18 protein-coding genes are annotated in these 16426 nt (G+C 69.9%); 11 read left to right on the top strand and 7 right to left on the bottom strand.

Going from position 1 to position 16426, the window contains the following annotated elements:
* Together MHN84_RS29255 and MHN84_RS29250 are read left to right on the top strand one after the other, a co-directional pair.
* The coding region (locus MHN84_RS29255; protein ID WP_241207947.1) for an iron ABC transporter permease at window positions 1-619 on the top strand (619 nt) is incomplete at its 5' end.
* Complete coding sequence (locus MHN84_RS29250; protein ID WP_241207946.1) at window positions 612-1661, top strand: ABC transporter ATP-binding protein; 1050 nt, start codon at window positions 612-614, stop codon at window positions 1659-1661. The genes MHN84_RS29255 and MHN84_RS29250, both read left to right, overlap by 8 nt.
* Here MHN84_RS29250 and MHN84_RS29245 read toward each other — a convergent pair.
* From MHN84_RS29245 to MHN84_RS29230, 4 genes are all read right to left on the bottom strand, one after another.
* Window positions 1614-3053 carry a GuaB1 family IMP dehydrogenase-related protein gene (locus MHN84_RS29245; RefSeq protein ID WP_241207945.1) on the bottom strand — a complete coding sequence of 480 codons (1440 nt, stop codon included), beginning with the start codon at window positions 3051-3053 and terminating at the stop codon, window positions 1614-1616. The two genes, MHN84_RS29250 and MHN84_RS29245, sit on opposite strands and share 48 nt — an antisense overlap.
* Window positions 3054-3153: 100 nt before the next feature.
* Window positions 3154-4614, bottom strand: coding sequence for an NADP-dependent phosphogluconate dehydrogenase (gndA, locus tag MHN84_RS29240; protein WP_241207944.1), 1461 nt, complete (start codon window positions 4612-4614; stop codon window positions 3154-3156).
* A gap of 48 nt (window positions 4615-4662) precedes the next feature.
* Window positions 4663-5598, bottom strand: coding sequence for a M56 family metallopeptidase (locus tag MHN84_RS29235; RefSeq protein ID WP_241207943.1), 936 nt, complete (start codon window positions 5596-5598; stop codon window positions 4663-4665).
* A 14-nt stretch (window positions 5599-5612) separates the two neighbouring features.
* Entirely contained in the window at window positions 5613-6029 is a 417-nt protein-coding gene (locus MHN84_RS29230; RefSeq protein WP_241207942.1) for a BlaI/MecI/CopY family transcriptional regulator, read from the bottom strand.
* Between the two features lie 209 nt (window positions 6030-6238).
* On the opposite strand from MHN84_RS29230, the gene MHN84_RS29225 reads away from it, so the two are divergent.
* The 9 genes from MHN84_RS29225 (at window position 6239) to MHN84_RS29185 (ending at window position 12789) form a co-directional block, all read left to right on the top strand.
* Window positions 6239-7003 (top strand): iron reductase, encoded by a 765-nt coding sequence (locus tag MHN84_RS29225; RefSeq protein ID WP_241207941.1) that lies wholly within the window; start codon window positions 6239-6241, stop codon window positions 7001-7003.
* A gap of 153 nt (window positions 7004-7156) precedes the next feature.
* On the top strand, window positions 7157-7567 hold the full coding sequence (locus tag MHN84_RS29220) for a PaaI family thioesterase (protein WP_308193002.1): 411 nt from the start codon (window positions 7157-7159) through the stop codon (window positions 7565-7567).
* A 63-nt stretch (window positions 7568-7630) separates the two neighbouring features.
* Window positions 7631-7933, top strand: coding sequence for an urease subunit gamma (locus MHN84_RS29215; RefSeq protein WP_241207940.1), 303 nt, complete (start codon window positions 7631-7633; stop codon window positions 7931-7933).
* Window positions 7930-8244: an urease subunit beta gene (locus MHN84_RS29210; protein ID WP_241207939.1), complete on the top strand. Its 315-nt coding sequence runs from the start codon at window positions 7930-7932 to the stop codon at window positions 8242-8244. Before MHN84_RS29215 ends, MHN84_RS29210 begins: the two co-directional genes overlap by 4 nt.
* Window positions 8241-9962 (top strand): urease subunit alpha, encoded by a 1722-nt coding sequence (locus MHN84_RS29205; protein ID WP_241207938.1) that lies wholly within the window; start codon window positions 8241-8243, stop codon window positions 9960-9962. The genes MHN84_RS29210 and MHN84_RS29205 overlap by 4 nt, the downstream gene beginning before the upstream one ends.
* Window positions 9962-10600, top strand: a complete 639-nt coding sequence (locus tag MHN84_RS29200) for an urease accessory protein UreF (RefSeq protein ID WP_241207937.1) — start codon at window positions 9962-9964, stop codon at window positions 10598-10600. Before MHN84_RS29205 ends, MHN84_RS29200 begins: the two co-directional genes overlap by 1 nt.
* Window positions 10601-10615: 15 nt before the next feature.
* Window positions 10616-11293, top strand: coding sequence for an urease accessory protein UreG (gene ureG / locus MHN84_RS29195; protein WP_241207936.1), 678 nt, complete (start codon window positions 10616-10618; stop codon window positions 11291-11293).
* Window positions 11294-11920, top strand: a complete 627-nt coding sequence (locus tag MHN84_RS29190; protein ID WP_241207935.1) for an urease accessory protein UreD — start codon at window positions 11294-11296, stop codon at window positions 11918-11920.
* Window positions 11917-12789, top strand: a complete 873-nt coding sequence (locus MHN84_RS29185) for an LLM class flavin-dependent oxidoreductase (protein ID WP_241207934.1) — start codon at window positions 11917-11919, stop codon at window positions 12787-12789. The genes MHN84_RS29190 and MHN84_RS29185 overlap by 4 nt, the downstream gene beginning before the upstream one ends.
* Here MHN84_RS29185 and MHN84_RS29180 read toward each other — a convergent pair.
* The 3 genes from MHN84_RS29180 to MHN84_RS29170 all read right to left on the bottom strand — a co-directional run bounded on the left by MHN84_RS29180 (window position 12786) and on the right by MHN84_RS29170 (window position 15990).
* On the bottom strand, window positions 12786-14153 hold the full coding sequence (locus MHN84_RS29180) for an NAD(P)/FAD-dependent oxidoreductase (RefSeq protein ID WP_241207933.1): 1368 nt from the start codon (window positions 14151-14153) through the stop codon (window positions 12786-12788). The genes MHN84_RS29185 and MHN84_RS29180 overlap by 4 nt on opposite strands.
* Before the next feature lie 122 nt (window positions 14154-14275).
* A complete protein-coding gene (locus MHN84_RS29175) occupies window positions 14276-15205 on the bottom strand; it encodes an LLM class F420-dependent oxidoreductase (RefSeq protein ID WP_241207932.1) in 930 nt (309 codons plus the stop codon).
* A gap of 113 nt (window positions 15206-15318) precedes the next feature.
* The gene (locus MHN84_RS29170; RefSeq protein WP_241207931.1) at window positions 15319-15990 is read right to left on the bottom strand and encodes an SDR family oxidoreductase; all 672 of its coding nucleotides are present in this window, start codon (window positions 15988-15990) and stop codon (window positions 15319-15321) included.
* Window positions 15991-16426: the final 436 nt, after the last annotated feature.

Raw genomic sequence — 16426 nt, 5'->3', positions numbered from 1 at the left:
CGGCCTGTGGGGCGCGGCGCTGGGTGCCACGCTGTGGCTCTCGGCGGCGGCCGCGGTGGTGTCGACGGTCGCAGCACTGCCGCTCGGCGTGCTGGCCGCGCGGCATCGCGACCGCGCGACCCGGGCGTTGGAGGGCGCGAGCTACGTTGCGCACGGGCTGCCGGCGATCGTGATCGCGATTTCGATGGTCTCGCTCGGGGTGTTGCTGCTACGGCCGATCTACCAGCGGGAACCGCTGCTCATCCTGGCGTACACGGTGTTGTTCGTACCCCTGGCCGTCGGGTCGGTGCGGGCGGCGGTCGAGTCGGCGCCGATCCGGCTGGAGGAGGTCGCGCGGTCGCTCGGCCGCGCGCCGGTGCGCGCGTTCGTCGCGGTGACGGCCCGGGTGGCGCTGCCCGGTATCGCGGCGGGAGCGGCGATGGTACTGCTGACGTGCATGAAGGAATTGCCGGTGACGCTGCTGCTGCATCCGACCGGAACGGACACGCTGGCCACCCGGTTGTGGGGGTACAGCTCGGTCAGCGACTACGCCGCCGCCGCGCCGTACGCGGCCGCCCTGCTGGTCTTCGCGGCTGTCCCGACCGCGCTGCTCGGCGTGTGGAGCGTGCGCGGTGACTGACGGGGTGGCCGCGCACGGCATCCAGAAGTTCTTCGGCACCCGGCGGGTGCTCGCCGGGGCCGATCTGGTGGTGCCGGACGGCACGATGACCGCGGTGCTCGGGCCGTCGGGTTGCGGCAAGACCACGCTGCTGCGCATCATCGCCGGCTTCACCGATCCCGATGCCGGCACGGTCCGGATCGCCGGTCAGCTGGTGGCGGGCGGGCCCGCGCCGGTGCCCGTGCATCGGCGCCGCGTCGGCCTGATGCCGCAGGAAGGTGCCCTGTTCCCGCATCTGAGCGTCGGCGGCAACATCGCGTTCGGGATGCCACGCGGCGAGCGGGTCGAGAAGTGGCTCGACGTGGTGGGACTCGAGGGGCTCGCCGACGCCCGGCCGCATGAGCTCTCCGGCGGACAGCAGCAGCGGGTGGCGCTGGCCCGCGCGCTGGCGGCCCGGCCGCGGGTGCTGCTGCTCGACGAGCCGTTCGCGGCACTCGACGCAGGGTTGCGCACCCGGGTGCGCGAGGACATCGCGACGATTCTGCGGGACACCGCGACGACGTCGGTGCTGGTCACCCATGACCAGACCGAGGCTCTGTCGCTGGCCGACTCGGTGGCCCTGCTGATCGACGGTTCGATCGCCCAGCACGGCAGCCCGGCCGAGCTGTACCGGTGTCCGGCCACGCTGGCGGCCGCCCGGTTCGTCGGTGCGACGGTGGAGCTGGCCGGCACCGCCTCCGCAGGCGTCGTGCACACCGCGCTCGGGGCGTTGCGCCCGCTCATGCGCGTCGCCGACGGTGCCGCGGTGGTGGTGTTGCGTCCCGAGCAGCTGCGGCTCGCGGCGGGGGGTCGCCCCGCCCGCGTCACGGCGTGCCGGTTCTACGGCTCGGACACCGCGATCGAGCTGCGGCTGCCGGACGGCTGCACGGTGCGGATGCGGGTGCCGGGCCGGGCCGATCTGGAGCAGGGGTCCGACGTCGGCGTCGAGGTGGGCGGGTCGGTGCTGGCCTATCCGTCACCAGCCGGTGGGCAGGGGGTGGCCCTCGGCGAAGCCGGCGGCTGACTGCACCCCGAGCACCACCTTCTCGTGCAGTTCGGGCAGCGTGCGCGCACCGACGTAGGTGCAGGTGCTGCGTACGCCCGAGGTGATGTGGTCGAGCAGGTCCTCGACGCCGCCGCGGGCGGGGTCGAGGTTCATCCGGGAGGTCGAGATGCCCTCCTCGAACAGGCCCTTGCGGGCACGGTCGAAGGCGCTGTCGGCCGCGGTGCGCGCGGCGACGGCACGCTTGGAGGCCATGCCGTAGCTCTCCTTGTACGGCTTGTCGTCGCGGTCGTGCAGCAGGTCGCCGGGGGATTCGTAGGTGCCGGCGAACCAGGAGCCGATCATCACGTTGGACGCGCCGGCGGCCAGCGCCAGCGCCACGTCCCGGGGATGGCGCACGCCGCCGTCGGCCCACACGTGCCCTCCGAGTTCCGCTGCCGCAGCGGCACATTCGACGACCGCGGAGAACTGCGGCCGGCCCACACCGGTCATCATCCGGGTGGTGCACATCGCGCCGGGACCGACGCCGACCTTCACGATCGAGGCGCCCGCGTTGATCAGGTCGCGGGTGCCCTCGGCGGAGACGACGTTGCCGGCGACCAGGGGCAGGCCCAGATCGAGCGCGGCGACGGCGGCGATCGCGTCGAGCATCTTGGCCTGATGGCCGTGGGCGGTGTCGATGACCAGCAGGTCGGCGCCCGCGTCGGCCAGGCCCCGCGCCTTGGCCGCGACGTCGCCGTTGATGCCGACGGCGGCGGCGATGCGCAGCCGACCCCGGTCGTCGAGAGCGGGGGTGTAGATGCCGGCGCGGACGGCGCCGGTGCGGGTGAGCACGCCGGCCAGGGCGCCGTCGGCGTCGGTGAGCACCGCGACGTCTGCGCCGGGTGCGTGGTCGAGCAGGTCGAAGACCTTGCGCGGGTCGGTGCCCACCGGCGCGGTGACGAAGTCCGAGATCGCGACGTCCCGCACCCTGGTGAAGCGGTCCACACCGCTGCACACCGATTCGGTGACGAGCCCGACCGGCCGGTTGTCGTCGAGGACGACCGCCGCGCCGTGGGCCCGCTTGTTGATCAGCGCGCACGCGTCGGAGACCGAGTCGTCGGGGGAGAGCGTGACCGGGGTGTCGACGACGGTGTCGCGGCTCTTGACGAAGTCGACGGTGTGCTGGACCGCCGAGAGCGGCAGGTCCTGGGGCAGCACCACGATTCCGCCGCGGCGAGCGACCGTCTCTGCCATCCGCCGGCCGGCGACCGCGGTCATGTTCGCGACCACGACCGGGATCGTGGTGCCGGAGCCGTCGACGGTGGACAGGTCGACGTCGAATCGCGAGGCGACCTGTGTGCGGCCCGGAACGATGAAGACGTCGTTGTAGGTCAGGTCGTACGGCGGCCGGTGGCCCTCGAGGAACTTCACGCCCGCGAGTCTAGTGGGGTCACCTCATCCGGCGAGCAGACGCGAACTCGAGCCCCAGGGGGCCTCAAACACTCGAGTTCGCGTCTGCTCGCGGGGAGAATCAGGCCTCGATCTGGCTGCGGTCCCCGCTCCACAGCGTGTGGAAGCGCTTGTCGCGGTCGGCGTCGATGCGGCCGTAGGTGTGTGCACCGAAGAAGTCGCGCAGCCCCTGGGTCAGGGCGGCGGGCAGCCGCTCGGTGCGCAGCGCGTCGTAGTAGGACAGCGCCGAGGCGAAGCCGGGGATCGGGATGCCGAGTTCGGTGGCCTTGACCACGACCCGGCGCCAGCTGTCGATACCCGACTCGATGGCCTCGCGGAAGTACGGCGCGGCGATCAGCGTCGCCAGCTCGGGATCCTCGTCGAACGCGTCGGTGATCCGGTTGAGAAACTTGGCGCGGATGATGCAGCCGCCGCGCCAGATCCGTGCCATGTCGCCGGGCTTGATGTCCCAGTCGTATTCGGCGCTGCCGGCCTGAATCTGGTTGAAGCCCTGGGCGTAGGCGATGATCTTCGATGCGTACAGAGCCTTGCTGACGTCGTCGACGAATTGTTTTGCGTCGGAGGGCTTCTCACCCAATTCGCCGGATGCCAACCCGGTGGTGGCCTTGCGCTGGGCGACAGATCCGGACAGCGCGCGGGCGAACACCGCCTCGGCGATGCCGGTGACCGGCACGCCCAGATCCAGCGCGGACTTGACCGTCCAGCGGCCGGTGCCCTTCTGCTCGGCCTCGTCGAGGATCACGTCGACCAGCGGCTTGCCCGTCGCGGCGTCGGTCTGGCGCAGCACGGTCGCGGTGATCTCGATCAGGAAGCTGTCCAGGTCGCCGGTGTTCCACTCGGCGAACACGTCGGCGATCTCGGGTGCGCTCATGCCGAGCCCGTCGCGCAGCAGCTGATAGGCCTCGCCGATGAGCTGCATGTCGGAGTACTCGATGCCGTTGTGCACCATCTTGACGAAGTGTCCGGCGCCGTCGGGGCCGATGTGGGTGCAGCACGGCACGCCGTCGACGTGGGCGGAGATCTCCTCGAGCAGCGGGCCCAGGCTCTTGTAGGACTCCGCGGGCCCGCCCGGCATGATCGACGGGCCGTTGAGTGCACCTTCCTCGCCGCCGCTGATGCCGGCGCCGACGAAGTGCAGACCGCGCTCCCGGATCGCCTTCTCCCGGCGAATGGTGTCCGTGTAGAGCGCATTGCCGCCGTCGATGATGATGTCGCCTTCTTCCATGGCGTCGGCGAGCTCGTTGATGACGGCGTCGGTGGGGTCACCGGCCTTGACCATGATGATCACGCGGCGCGGCTTCTCCAGCGCATCGAGGAACTCCTCGATCGTCTCGCTGCGCACGAACTTCCCTTCCGAGCCGTGCTCGGCGAGCAGCGCGTCGGTCTTGGCGGTGGTGCGGTTGTGCAGCGCGACGGTGTAGCCGTGGTGGGCGAAGTTGCGCGCCAGGTTCGACCCCATCACTGCAAGGCCGGTCACCCCGATCTGCGCGGTGCCGGTCGTCGAGCTAGCGGAGTCGGTCATGCAGGGCGCCTTTCGTTGTGCGGTTGTTGCGTGCAGTCGAGCAGATCATCATGCGGTGAACAGCCGGTGCAGCTCGGTGAGCCAGGGCACCGCCAGCGCGATCGTCGGTACGACGAGTACCGCCGCGGCGCACACGTAGGCACCGGCGGCCAGCGCGCGGCTGTTCGGGGCGCCGCCGAGACGTCGCACCCGCACCACCGTGGTCGGTCCGCCGGCGGCGAGCGCCCCTCGGGGGGTGTGCCCGGCGGCGCAGGCGACCAGCGCGCGCGCCAGGGGAGTGGGTCCGGTGCTGCGCACCGCGGCGTCGTCGGCGAGCGCCTCGATGAGCAGCCGCACCGCGTTGAGGGCGTGTCCGCTGCGCACGATGCGGGGGAAGGCAGCGTGCACCGCGGTGAACATCTCGAGCACCAGATCGTGCCGTGCGCGCAGGTGGGCCCGTTCGTGCGACAGGATCGCCGAGATCTCGTTGTCCGACAGCGTGTTCAGCGCGCCCTCGCTGACCACGACGCGGCTGCGCACCCCGGGCAGGCAGTAGGCCAGCGGCTGGGCGACGTCGAGGATGCGGATGCCGTGGGCGGGCATCGGGCGGGTGGGGTGGGCGCCGACGAGGTCGACGATCATCCGGTGGTGGGCGCGACGGCGTCGGGTGGCGATCGCCACCTGCAGGATCGAGCCGATCAGCCGCGCTCCGACGACGAGAGTGAGCGCAAAGACGACGACGTAGGCGGTCCACAGCGGCCAGCCGAGATCGTCGAGCGCGGTGACGATGGTGGCCGTCGGCCGGCCATCGGGTCCGGGCTCGAAGAGCCGGCTCGCGATCGCGATGCCCGCGGAGAAGAAGGACAGCACCGCGGCCAGGGCGATCGACTGCCACAGCACGATCGCCGCCCTCGGCGCCCGCAACGGCCACGTCGCGCGAGCCAGCAATGCAGGCACCGGCCCCGACAACATCAGGGCGACGATGGTGAAGGCCAGCGCGGACACGCTGTCAGTGTCTCTCAGCTGATGCCGTGATCGCCACTGGGTGTGTCTGCGCGGTGTTTGTCCTCGAGTTCGGCCAGGGCGCGGCGGAGCGCCGCAGCCTCATCGGCGCCGACGCGTTCGACGAAATGCACCAGTGCCGCCTCGCGGCTTCCGGAGTCGGCGGCCTGGTCGAGGGCGTCGACCATGAGGCCGGCGACGAGTTCGTCGCGACCATGGGTGGGCGCGTAGCGGTGGGCCCGGTCATCGCGGTGCTGGACGACGAGATTCTTCTTCGCCAGCCGCTGCAGCACGGTCATGATCGTCGTGTAGGCGAGGTCACGCTCGGACGACAGCGTCTCGTGGACCTGCCGCACGGTCTGCGGCTCACCCGCGGACCACAGGTGGTCCATCACGGAGCGCTCGAGCTCTCCGAGCCGAGTCAACTTGGGCATGGTCCTCTCTCCTACCGGCGGTGCCTGTGAGCGTACTACGGGATTACTACCGCGCGTCGTATCACGTGAGACGACGTCTTCGAGCGCAACGCCGCGACGGTCGACAGCGGTGCCGGGCGGTGTTGTGAGTCCGATCACAGCGGTGGCCTCCTGTGGAGTCATGATCCCTCGTGGTTATAGTAAGGCTAACCTAACTCAGGGAGGTTGCCGTGTCCGTTCTCGTCGACGATCCGCTGATCGCGAGCATGTCGATCAGGCGCCCGCTGCCGATCCATGCATCCAGCCGCCGGCTGCGCGCGCTGGATCCGGAATGCCCGCGCGTGCACGGGGTCGCGGTCATGGGCGACCTGTCGCGTCGCCGCTGGTGGCCGCTGGCCGAACTCTTCACGACCGACCGGCTGCCTCGCATGTACGCGGCCGGCCTCGCCGAGATCGCGAACCCGGCCACGGTCACCCAGCAACTGGCCGCGACATTCGCCCACGTCGTCGTCGGCCGGGTGATCCCGCTCCTGGCGTTGGAAGGCCGGGCCTGGGACACCGGACCGGAGAACCTCTGGGTGCACGTGGACTCCGAAGGCACGATCGACTGGGTGGGCGTGGCCGAGCCCACGCTGCGCGCTCTACCCGACGATCCGGCGTTCGCCGGCCGTCGCGCCGCGCGCAGGGACGGCATCGTCGCGCTGCCCAGCGAGGCCGCGCTGACCACCTGGGTCGCCCACCGCAGCCATCGCGCATTGGGCCCGCTGTTCACTCGCCTGTACGCAGCCAGCGACGGCACCACGCCGGTGTCGGCGATGTGGCATGCCGTCGGAGCCGCCGCCGTCAGCGCCGCGACCCAGATCCCGCTGCTCGCCGGCAGCAGCGAGGCGGTGAGCATGCGGCGCACGCAGGCTCTCCTCGACGCGCTGATGAGTTTCGGCCTGCCGGTCCGCGGCGGGCACCGGCCGATTCCGACGAAGGCCTTGCTGAATTAGGCAAGGCTTGCCTATATTGGTCGAGTACCACCCGGACCGCGCCGGAGTCCTGAGGGCTGCAGAGACCCCCGGTCCGACCACAGGACGGGCCCCACGCCGCACGGCGTGGGGCCCGTCCGCTTCGGCGCCGAGCGCGGCGTGTAGACACGATTCGTGATTGATCTTCCCGAAGGACTCGGTGACGGCTTCGACACGGTGCTCGGCCTGCGCTACGAGGAGATGTCCGCCGACGGCGGCCGCGCGACTCTCGAGATCACCGATGTCCTGTTGCAGCCCTGGGGCATCGTGCACGGCGGGGTGTACTGCGCGGTGATCGAGAGCATGGCCAGCGTGTCGGGCCATGTCTGGCTGACCCAGAACGGCGGCGGCTACGTCGTCGGCGTCAACAACAACACCGACTTCCTGCGCGCCATCCGATCGGGCACCGTGACGGCCACGTCGTCACCGATCCACCGAGGCCGGCGCCAGCAGCTGTGGGTGGTGACGATCACCGAGGGCAGCGGGGACAGCGGACGCCTGGTCGCCCGGGGCCAGGTGCGCCTGCAGAACATGACCGAGGAGTAGCCGGCAGCAGCCTGCGCCCGCGTGCGCTGCTGAGTGCGGCGGGTCGTGGCAGGATCGCCCTCTATGCGCCTGACACCGCATGAACAGGAGCGGTTGTTGATCTCCTATGCCGCCGAACTCGCCCGCCGCCGCCAGGCACGCGGACTGCGCCTGAACCACCCCGAGGCCGTCGCGGTGATCACCGACCACATCCTCGAGGGCGCTCGCGACGGACGCACCGTTGCCGAGCTCATGGTCAGCGGGCGCGCCGTGCTCGGCCGCGACGAGGTGATGGACGGCATTCCCGAGATGCTGCACGACGTCCAGGTCGAGGCCACCTTCCCCGACGGCACCAAGCTCGTCACCGTCCACGACCCGATCGCATGATCCCCGGCGAGATCGTCTTCGACGACGACGACATCGAACTCAATGCCGGTGCCGAGCGCCTCGAGCTCGACATCGTCAACACCGGCGACCGGCCGGTGCAAGTCGGCAGCCATGTCCATGTGCCACAGGCCAATTCGGCACTGGACTTCGACCGGGCCGCCGCCCATGGGCACCGGTTCGACATCCCGGCCGGCACCGCGATCCGCTTCGAACCCGGCATCGCCCAGCGCGTCAGCCTGGTACCGCTGCGCGGCACGCGCGAGGTGTACGGCCTGAGCCTGAACCCACCGGGCAGATTGGATCAGCCATGACGGCGCTGTCCCGCGCGCGCTACGCCGCGCTCTACGGTCCCACGGCAGGGGACCGCATCCGCTTGGCCGACACCGATCTGTTCGTCGAGATCACCGAGGACCGCAGTGGGGGACCTGGGCTGGCCGGCGACGAAGCGGTGTTCGGCGGCGGCAAGGTGTTGCGGGAATCGATGGGTCAATCCCGCGCCACCCGCGCCGACGGCGCCCCCGACACCGTCATCACCGGGGCGGTGATCCTCGACCACTGGGGAATCATCAAGGCCGACATCGGTATTCGCGACGGACGCATCGTCGCGATCGGCAAGGCGGGCAACCCCGACATCATGTCGGGGGTGCATCCCGATCTGGTGGTCGGGCCCTCGACCGAGATCATCTCCGGCAACGGCCGCATCGTCACCGCGGGTGCCATCGACTGTCACGTGCACCTGATCTGCCCGCAGATCATGGAGGAAGCGCTCGGCAGCGGGATCACCACGATCGTCGCCGGCGGCACCGGCCCCGCCGAAGGCAGCAAGGCCACCACCGTCACACCCGGGGCGTGGCACCTGGCCCGCATGCTGGAAGCGCTCGACACCTGGCCGCTGAACGTCGCGCTGCTGGGCAAGGGCAACACCGTCAGCACCGAGGCGATGTGGGAGCAATTGCGCGGCGGAGCAGCAGGATTCAAGCTTCACGAGGACTGGGGTACCACCCCGGCGGCCATCGACGCGTGCCTGACCGTTGCCGAGGCCGCCGGCGTACAGGCCAACATCCACACCGACACCCTCAACGAGGCCGGCTTCGTCGAGGACACGCTGGCCGCGATCAAGGGCCGGTCGATCCACGCGTATCACACCGAGGGTGCCGGCGGCGGTCACGCGCCCGACATCATCACGGTCGCGGGTAAGCCCAATGTGCTGCCCAGTTCCACCAATCCGACGCGTCCGCACACCGTCAACACCCTCGACGAGCACCTCGACATGCTCATGGTGTGCCATCACCTCAACCCGAGCGTGCCCGAGGACCTGGCGTTCGCCGAGAGCCGGATCCGGCCGTCGACGATCGCGGCGGAGGACCTGCTGCACGACATCGGCGCGATCTCGATGATCGGCAGTGACGCCCAGGCGATGGGCCGCATCGGCGAGGTGGTGCTGCGCACCTGGCAGACCGCGCATGTGATGAAGCAGCGCCGCGGCTTCCTGCCCGGCGACACCAGAGCCGACAACACCCGTGCGCAGCGCTACGTGGCCAAGTACACGATCTGCCCGGCGATCGCCCACGGCATGGACCGCGAGATCGGTTCGATCGAAGTCGGCAAGCTCGCCGACCTGGTGCTGTGGGAGCCCGCGTTCTTCGGGGTCCGCCCGCATGCCGTGCTCAAGGGCGGCATGATCGCGTGGGCCGCGATGGGGGACGCGAACGCGTCGATCCCCACGCCACAGCCGGTGCTGCCGCGCCCCATGTTCGGTGCGGCACCCGCGGCCGCGGCCGCCACATCGCTGCACTTCGTCGCGCCGCAGGCGATCGAGGACGGGCTGGCCGACCGTATCGCGGTGGCGCGCCGCCTCGTCGCGGTGGAGAACGTGCGCGCTGTCGGCAAGGCGCAGATGCCGCTCAACGATGCGCTGCCCGACATCCGCGTCGATCCCGACACCTTCACCGTGCACATCGACGGCGAGGTGTGGCAGGAGCAGCCCGCCGCGGAACTGCCCATGGCGCAACGCTTCTTCCTGTTCTGATGATCACCACGCTGCTCGCACTCGCGGATTCGCGGCTGCCCACCGGCGGCCACGTGCACTCCGGCGGCGTCGAGGAAGCGGTGACCAGCGGCTTGGTCGTCGATCTGCCCACACTGCGGGCGTACCTGCACCGCCGGATTCGCACCACCGGCCTGGTCACCGCGTCCCTGGCGGCCGCGGTGCACACCGGCACGCTCTCGCCAGCTGCCGGAGGCTCCGGGGAGGCCGAAACCGACGCCCGTACACCGGCTCCCGCGGCACGCGCGGCGTCGCGTGCTCAGGGCAGGGGACTGGTCCGGCTGGCCCGGCGCGTCTGGCCGGACACCGATTGGGCCGCTCTGGGGCCCACGCCTCACCTGGCGGTCGCGGCCGGCGCCGTCGGACACGCCAGCGGGATCGCCGCGGCGCACACCGCCCTGTCGCTCGTCTACACCACGATGACCGGATCGGCCACCGCCGCCCAGCGGCTGTTGGCCCTGGATCCCGGTGATGTCGCCGCGATGACCTTCGCGCTGGCGCCGGTGTGCGAGGACACCGCCGCTCAGGCCGCCCGCGGCCTCGCCGACCTGTCCGACCCGCTGCTGGACGTGCTCGCCCAGCGCCACCTCGAGCGTGACCGCCCCCTGTTCGCGTCCTGAAACGAAAGAGCCTGCATGCCACCACATCTCATCGACGGTGTCGGCCATTCCCACGATCGCCCGCGCCGGACGCGCCGGCCGGGGGAGCCGCTGCGCATCGGCATCGGCGGACCGGTCGGCTCGGGCAAGACCGCGCTGGTCGCCGCACTCTGCCGTCAGCTTCGTGACGAGCTGTCTCTGGCGGTGCTGACGAACGACATCTACACCACCGAGGACGCCGACTTCCTGCGGCGCAACGCCGTGCTCCCGGATGACCGCATCGCGGCGGTGCAGACCGGCGGCTGCCCGCACACCGCGATCCGCGACGACATCACCGCCAACCTCGACGCCATCGACGATCTGATCGCCGCGCACGCCGATCTCGATCTCATCCTGGTCGAATCCGGCGGGGACAATCTGACCGCGACGTTCTCCTCAGGTCTGATCGACGTCCAGATCTTCGTCATCGACGTGGCCGGCGGCGACAAGGTGCCCCGCAAGGGCGGTCCGGGCGTCACGTTCTCCGACCTGCTCGTGATCAACAAGACCGACCTCGCCCCGATGGTCGGTGCCGATCTGGACGTGATGCGCAGGGACGCGGCCGCGGTGCGCGCCGATCGTCCGTTCGCGCTGATCTCCCTGACCGTCGATCCGGCGGCGACGCCGGTGCTGGAGTGGGTGCGCGAGCAGCTGCGGGTCATGCAGGCGGTCTAGGTGCGGTCAGAGGTGCTGATCGTGGCACGCCCGGGACGGTCCCCCCACACAGAGACCACCGGAGCCATCGCGGTGCGGCGGACCGGACGCGACACTGTGCACCTGGTGTCGGCCGCCGCCACCCCGCTGGGGGGCGACACCATCCGGATGCGGGTGGTGGTGGAGGAGGGCGCCCGGCTGGCGCTCCGGACGGTCGCGGCGACGATGGTGCTTCCCGGCGCGGCGACCACGCAATCGCACGCGTGCTGGACGGTCGAGGTGGCCGGCACGCTGGACCTGGATCCGCAGCCGACGATCGTGGCCGGGCGGGCACGCCACACGGTGCACACGGCGCTGTCGATGACCGCAGGCGCGTCGGTGCGGGTGGCCGAGCGCGTGCAGATCGGCAGATCCGGTGAGCGCGACGGGTACTGGTGCGGGACGCTGCGGGCCGATCTGGACGGCGCAGCGCTGCTGCGCCACCGGGTCGACGTGGGCGCCGGCTCGGTGGCCGACGACGAGATCGCCGCACCACGAGCCTACGAGTCCGAAATGCGCTATCCCGCAGCTGATGTCGCAACCCGCGGGATGACCCTCGCGCTGGCCGGCGGCGGCAGTCTCACCACATGGCAGGGAGATCGACTGTGACGGAACGGCTCGGGGTGGTGTGGCGTCCCGATTTCGATCCCCGGACGCTCGCCGAGTCCTGTGCGCAGGCCGAGCACGCGGGCTTCGACGAGGTGTGGCTGTGGGAGGACTGCTTCCTGCAGGGCGGGATCGCCCAGGCTGCCGTCGCCCTGACGGCGACCCGGTCGCTGGTGGTGGGCATCGGGGTACTGCCCGCGCCCCTGCGCAGCGTGGTGGCCACGGCGCTGGAGATCTCGACGCTGGCCACGATGTTCCCCGGACGCGTGCAGGTGGGCATCGGGCACGGCGTGCAGGACTGGATGCGGCAGTCCGGGGTGGCGCCGGCGTCGCCCATGTCCTTGTTGCGGGAATACGTCACCGCATTGCGGGATCTGCTCGCCGGGCAGACGGTCACCGTGGCGGGCGACTATGTCCGCCTCGACGCGGTACGCCTCGACTGGGTTCCGGAAACCGCGGTGCCCGTGCTCATCGGCGGCGCCGGGCCCAAGACGCTGGAGCTGGCGGGCGCGATCGCCGACGGCGTGCTCTTGGACTGCCAGCACACCGCAGCCAGCGTCACGGCCGCGCTCGGGCACGTCGCGCGGGGCCGCGCCGGGCGTGCTCCGCACGCGTTCCGGGCCGTCATGTATCTGGCGTGCGCGCCAGCGCCATCCGACGTGGCGACCGTGCTCGCCGAGGAGGCACGACGCTGGCAGGTCGCCCCGGAAGCGGACTTCGGCGTCGGCGGCCCGGCCGAGGCGATCCGCGACGGCGCTGCCCTCTACCGCGCCGCCGGGATCGACACCGTCGTGCTGCAGCCGATCCGCACGGCGTCCGACCCGATGGACGTCATCGAGGCCGTGGCCGGTTCAGAGCTGGGCCGTCGCTAACTGGCCGCTTTCTGGTCCACGGTGGCTGCGATCTCCTCGAGTTCCTCGATGCGCGTTCGCGCGTACGCCTGCTGTTCGGTGATCGTGAGCTGACCGCGGTTGTTACCCAGGAACGTGACCGTCCAGGACAGCAGCGTGGCGATCTTCGTCTTGAATCCGACCAGGTACACGAGGTGCAGCAACAGCCATGCCAGCCACGCGATGAAGCCCCCGAACTCGAGCGGCCCCACCTTTGCCACGGCGCTGTACTTCGACACCGTCGCCATCGATCCCTTGTCGAAGTAGCTGAACGGTTCCCGCTCGGCCGGATCGGCGCCCTTGAGCCCCGACGTGATGGCCTTGGCGGCGTACTTCGCGCCCTGGATCGCACCCTGAGCCATGCCCGGGACGCCTTCGACAGCAGCCATGTCGCCCACGACGAACACGTTGGGGTGGCCCGGGATCGACAGATCGGGGAGTACCTTCACCCGGCCGGCGCGGTCGAGTTCGACTCCGGACTGGTCGGCGAGGTCGCGCCCGAGCGGGCTGGCCGACACACCGGCCGACCACACCTTGCACGCGGCTTCGATGCGGCGGATCTTGCCGTCGGGGTCCTTGACCGTGATGCCGTTGCGGTCGACGTCGGTCACCATTGCGTTGAGTTGGATCTCGACGCCCATCTTCTCCAGCCGGGCCTGGGCCTTCTTACCCAACTTCTCGCCCATCGGCGGCAGAACCGCTGGAGCCGCGTCGAGCAGGATGACCCGCGCCTTGGTCGAATCGATGTGCCGGAACGCACCTTTGAGCGTCTGATCGGCCAATTCGGCGATCTGCCCGGCCATTTCGACCCCGGTCGGGCCGGCACCGACGACGACGAACGTCAGCAGCTTCTCGCGGCGGGCCGGGTCGCTGGACCGCTCGGCCTGCTCGAACGCTCCCAGGATCCGCCCGCGCAACTCGAGCGCGTCGTCGATGGACTTCATGCCGGGCGCCCATTCGGCGAAGTGGTCGTTGCCGAAGTAGGACTGGCCCGCCCCTGCCGCGACGATGAGACTGTCGAACGGGGTGACGTAGGTGTGGCCCAGCAGCTCCGAGCGCACGGTGTTGGTCTTCAGGTCGATGCCGGTGACGTCGCCGAGCAACACTTGGGCGTTCTTCTGATTGCGCAGGATGACCCGGGTCGCGGGAGCGATCTCGCCTTCAGAGATGATCCCGGTCGCCACCTGGTACAGCAGCGGCTGGAACAGGTGGTGGGTGGTGCGGGCGATCAACTTGATGTCGACGTCGGCCTTCTTGAGCGCCTTGGCCGCGGTCAACCCGCCGAATCCCGATCCGATGATCACCACCTTGTGGCGATCGGATGCATTGGCTCCGGGATTGCTCATGGCTTCTCCTGTGCACGGTTCTCGCGGGTGTCCTTACCGGAACTTCTTTACCCAAACAGAGCAACCAGAACCTTAGCCGCAGCGCTTCCTGGCGGCGCGGTGAGATACCCCACCGCAGCCGATCACGCCGTGACCAGCGGTTTGAGCGCCTCTCCGAGCGCGGTGATCTGGCCGGGCTGATACCCGACGGTCTGGGTCGGCACGAACAGGATGACGCCGTCGATGCCCGCGTCGAGCACTTTGGTCTGGACCTGCTCGGCCACCTCCTCGACGCTGCCCGCGACCATCCGCTGCTTGAAATCGTCGGGGATCATGTCCGGGGACACGCCGTCGCCCAGAATCGCACCGACGAGCATCGATGTCTCGAGAGTGGCCGGATCGCGGTCGATCTCTTCACACCGCTGCCTGACCACCTCGACCTTACGGGCCAGCTCGTCGAAGCCGGCGATGACGTTGAGGTGGTCGAAGTGCTTGGCCGCCAACGGGATCGTCTTCTTCTCGCCGCTGCCGCCGATCATCAACGGAATGTGGTCGCGGAACCGGGGATTGGCCAGCGCCTCCTGGGTGCGATAGTGCTTTCCGGTGACGGTGGGGCGCTCACCGGCGAGCATCGGCAGGATGATCTGCAGCGCCTCACCGAGCTTCTCGAAGCGATCGGTGAAGGTGCCGAACTCGTAACCCAACTGGTCGTGTTCGAGTTCGAACCACCCGGTGCCGATGCCGAGGATGGCGCGTCCGGCGCTGATGACGTCCAATGTCGTGATCGCCTTGGCCAGCAGAGTGGGGTTGCGATAGGTGTTGCCGGTGACCAGCGTGCCCAGCTGGACGTTCTGGGTCGCGGCGGCCAGCGCGCCGAGCGCGGTGTAGGCCTCCAGCATCGGTTCGTCGTAGCTGCCGATTCCCGGCAGTTGGTAGAAGTGGTCCATCAGGAAGACCGAATCGAAGCCGGCCTCGTCGGCTTCTCTGGCCTGTGCGGTCACGGTGGGGAAGAGCTCGCCCACACCGGTTCCGTAGGAGAAGTTGTTGATCTGCAGTCCGAGCCGGATCGTCATACGGCTGACCGTACGCAGGGCGACCCCGCTGATCTAGATCATTTCACCGTTGGCAGAAGTGGAAGAAATCTGCCCACAACCCGGAATAAAGCACGCCCCCGAACCGTTGACGGCTAGCCGAAATTCGCCAGTGCGCCGTGGCTGACATGCAGGGTCTGGCCCGTGATGTGACGGGCCGCCGGGGTCGTGAGGAACAGCGCCAGCCGGGCGATCTCCTCGTCCACCGTGGGCGAGGAGTTGCCCAGCCCCTCGTACCCGGGCTCGGTGCCGCGGCCGATCGCCACCGCGTTGACGGTGATGCCGCGGATGCCGAAGTGGTGTGCCTGTCCGGCCGTCCACGAGGACACCGCCGCCTTGACCGCGGCCGCGGCGCTGCCTTCGGTCATCGCATCCCCGATCACGGTGACGATGGAGCCCCCCGACCGCAGCTGGTCTCCGAGCGTCTGCACGGTCAGCACCGCCGACAGCAGGCCTGCATCGAAGAGCCCGCGCCATTCCGCGGCGTGGTCGGCCAGGGTGTAGGTGCGGGGATCGCCGGCGGTCGACCGGGGGGCGGGCACGTTGATCACGGTGTCCAGGTGTGCGGGGAGATGCTGGCCGGCCGCGGCGATCGACGCCGGGTCGGTGGTGTCGACGACCACGGCGTCGGCCTCGAGTTCCTTGGCCAAGAGTTCGACGTCGTCACCGCGCCGGCCGGCGACGATCACGCGGTGGCCGGCGGAGCTGAAGTTCTCTGCGATGGTGCGGCCACGCTCGGTGTCGCATCCCGTGATCAGCACATCCATCATCGGCCTCCTGTTGTGTTCGGCGCTGAACCCCAGCGAGTCCCGACCATGTTACTGGACGGTAGCTAGCCGGCGAGGACCGACGCGCCCGCGCCGGTAACGGTGGCGCCCGACCAGGCGATCAAACCCGTGAACTCACCGGAGGCCACCCTGTGCGCCGACTGCGGCACCCCGAGCCACGCGCCGGGGCGCTTGCCATGCCAGCAAACTCCGTCAACGCTTTGTGCTGCACCGATTTGCTGATAGCAATGTCACAATTTGGTACATTCTCAGCTTCACACACTTGCGTCACGGCAGTAACACGGTAGTTTCTTCGGCATGCGTGATCCAGATATGTCGTCACCCCGCCGGAAAGGCCTGTCGACGTCGATCGGGCTCGCCGCCCTGACCGGCGCGACCGTCGCCGCGTCGGCGGCGTTGACGCCGAGATGGGGCG

Origin of the sequence: Mycobacterium sp. PSTR-4-N (assembly GCF_022348085.1) — a bacterium.
In the GTDB taxonomy this organism is placed as follows: domain Bacteria; phylum Actinomycetota; class Actinomycetes; order Mycobacteriales; family Mycobacteriaceae; genus Mycobacterium.
Note: the sequence above shows the minus strand (reverse complement) of the source record. Positions and strands in the feature narration are given on the sequence as shown.

Excerpts from the sequence above, each read along its gene's own strand:
- gndA (WP_241207944.1), bottom strand. The coding sequence starts at position 4,614 with ATGACCGACTCCGCTAGCTCGACGACCGGCACCGCGCAGATCGGGGTG.
- MHN84_RS29230 (WP_241207942.1), bottom strand. The coding sequence starts at position 6,029 with ATGCCCAAGTTGACTCGGCTCGGAGAGCTCGAGCGCTCCGTGATGGAC.
- MHN84_RS29215 (WP_241207940.1), top strand. The coding sequence starts at position 7,631 with ATGCGCCTGACACCGCATGAACAGGAGCGGTTGTTGATCTCCTATGCC.
- MHN84_RS29210 (WP_241207939.1), top strand. The coding sequence starts at position 7,930 with ATGATCCCCGGCGAGATCGTCTTCGACGACGACGACATCGAACTCAAT.
- MHN84_RS29205 (WP_241207938.1), top strand. The coding sequence starts at position 8,241 with ATGACGGCGCTGTCCCGCGCGCGCTACGCCGCGCTCTACGGTCCCACG.
- MHN84_RS29200 (WP_241207937.1), top strand. The coding sequence starts at position 9,962 with ATGATCACCACGCTGCTCGCACTCGCGGATTCGCGGCTGCCCACCGGC.
- ureG (WP_241207936.1), top strand. The coding sequence starts at position 10,616 with ATGCCACCACATCTCATCGACGGTGTCGGCCATTCCCACGATCGCCCG.
- MHN84_RS29180 (WP_241207933.1), bottom strand. The coding sequence starts at position 14,153 with ATGAGCAATCCCGGAGCCAATGCATCCGATCGCCACAAGGTGGTGATC.
- MHN84_RS29175 (WP_241207932.1), bottom strand. The coding sequence starts at position 15,205 with ATGACGATCCGGCTCGGACTGCAGATCAACAACTTCTCCTACGGAACC.
- MHN84_RS29170 (WP_241207931.1), bottom strand. The coding sequence starts at position 15,990 with ATGGATGTGCTGATCACGGGATGCGACACCGAGCGTGGCCGCACCATC.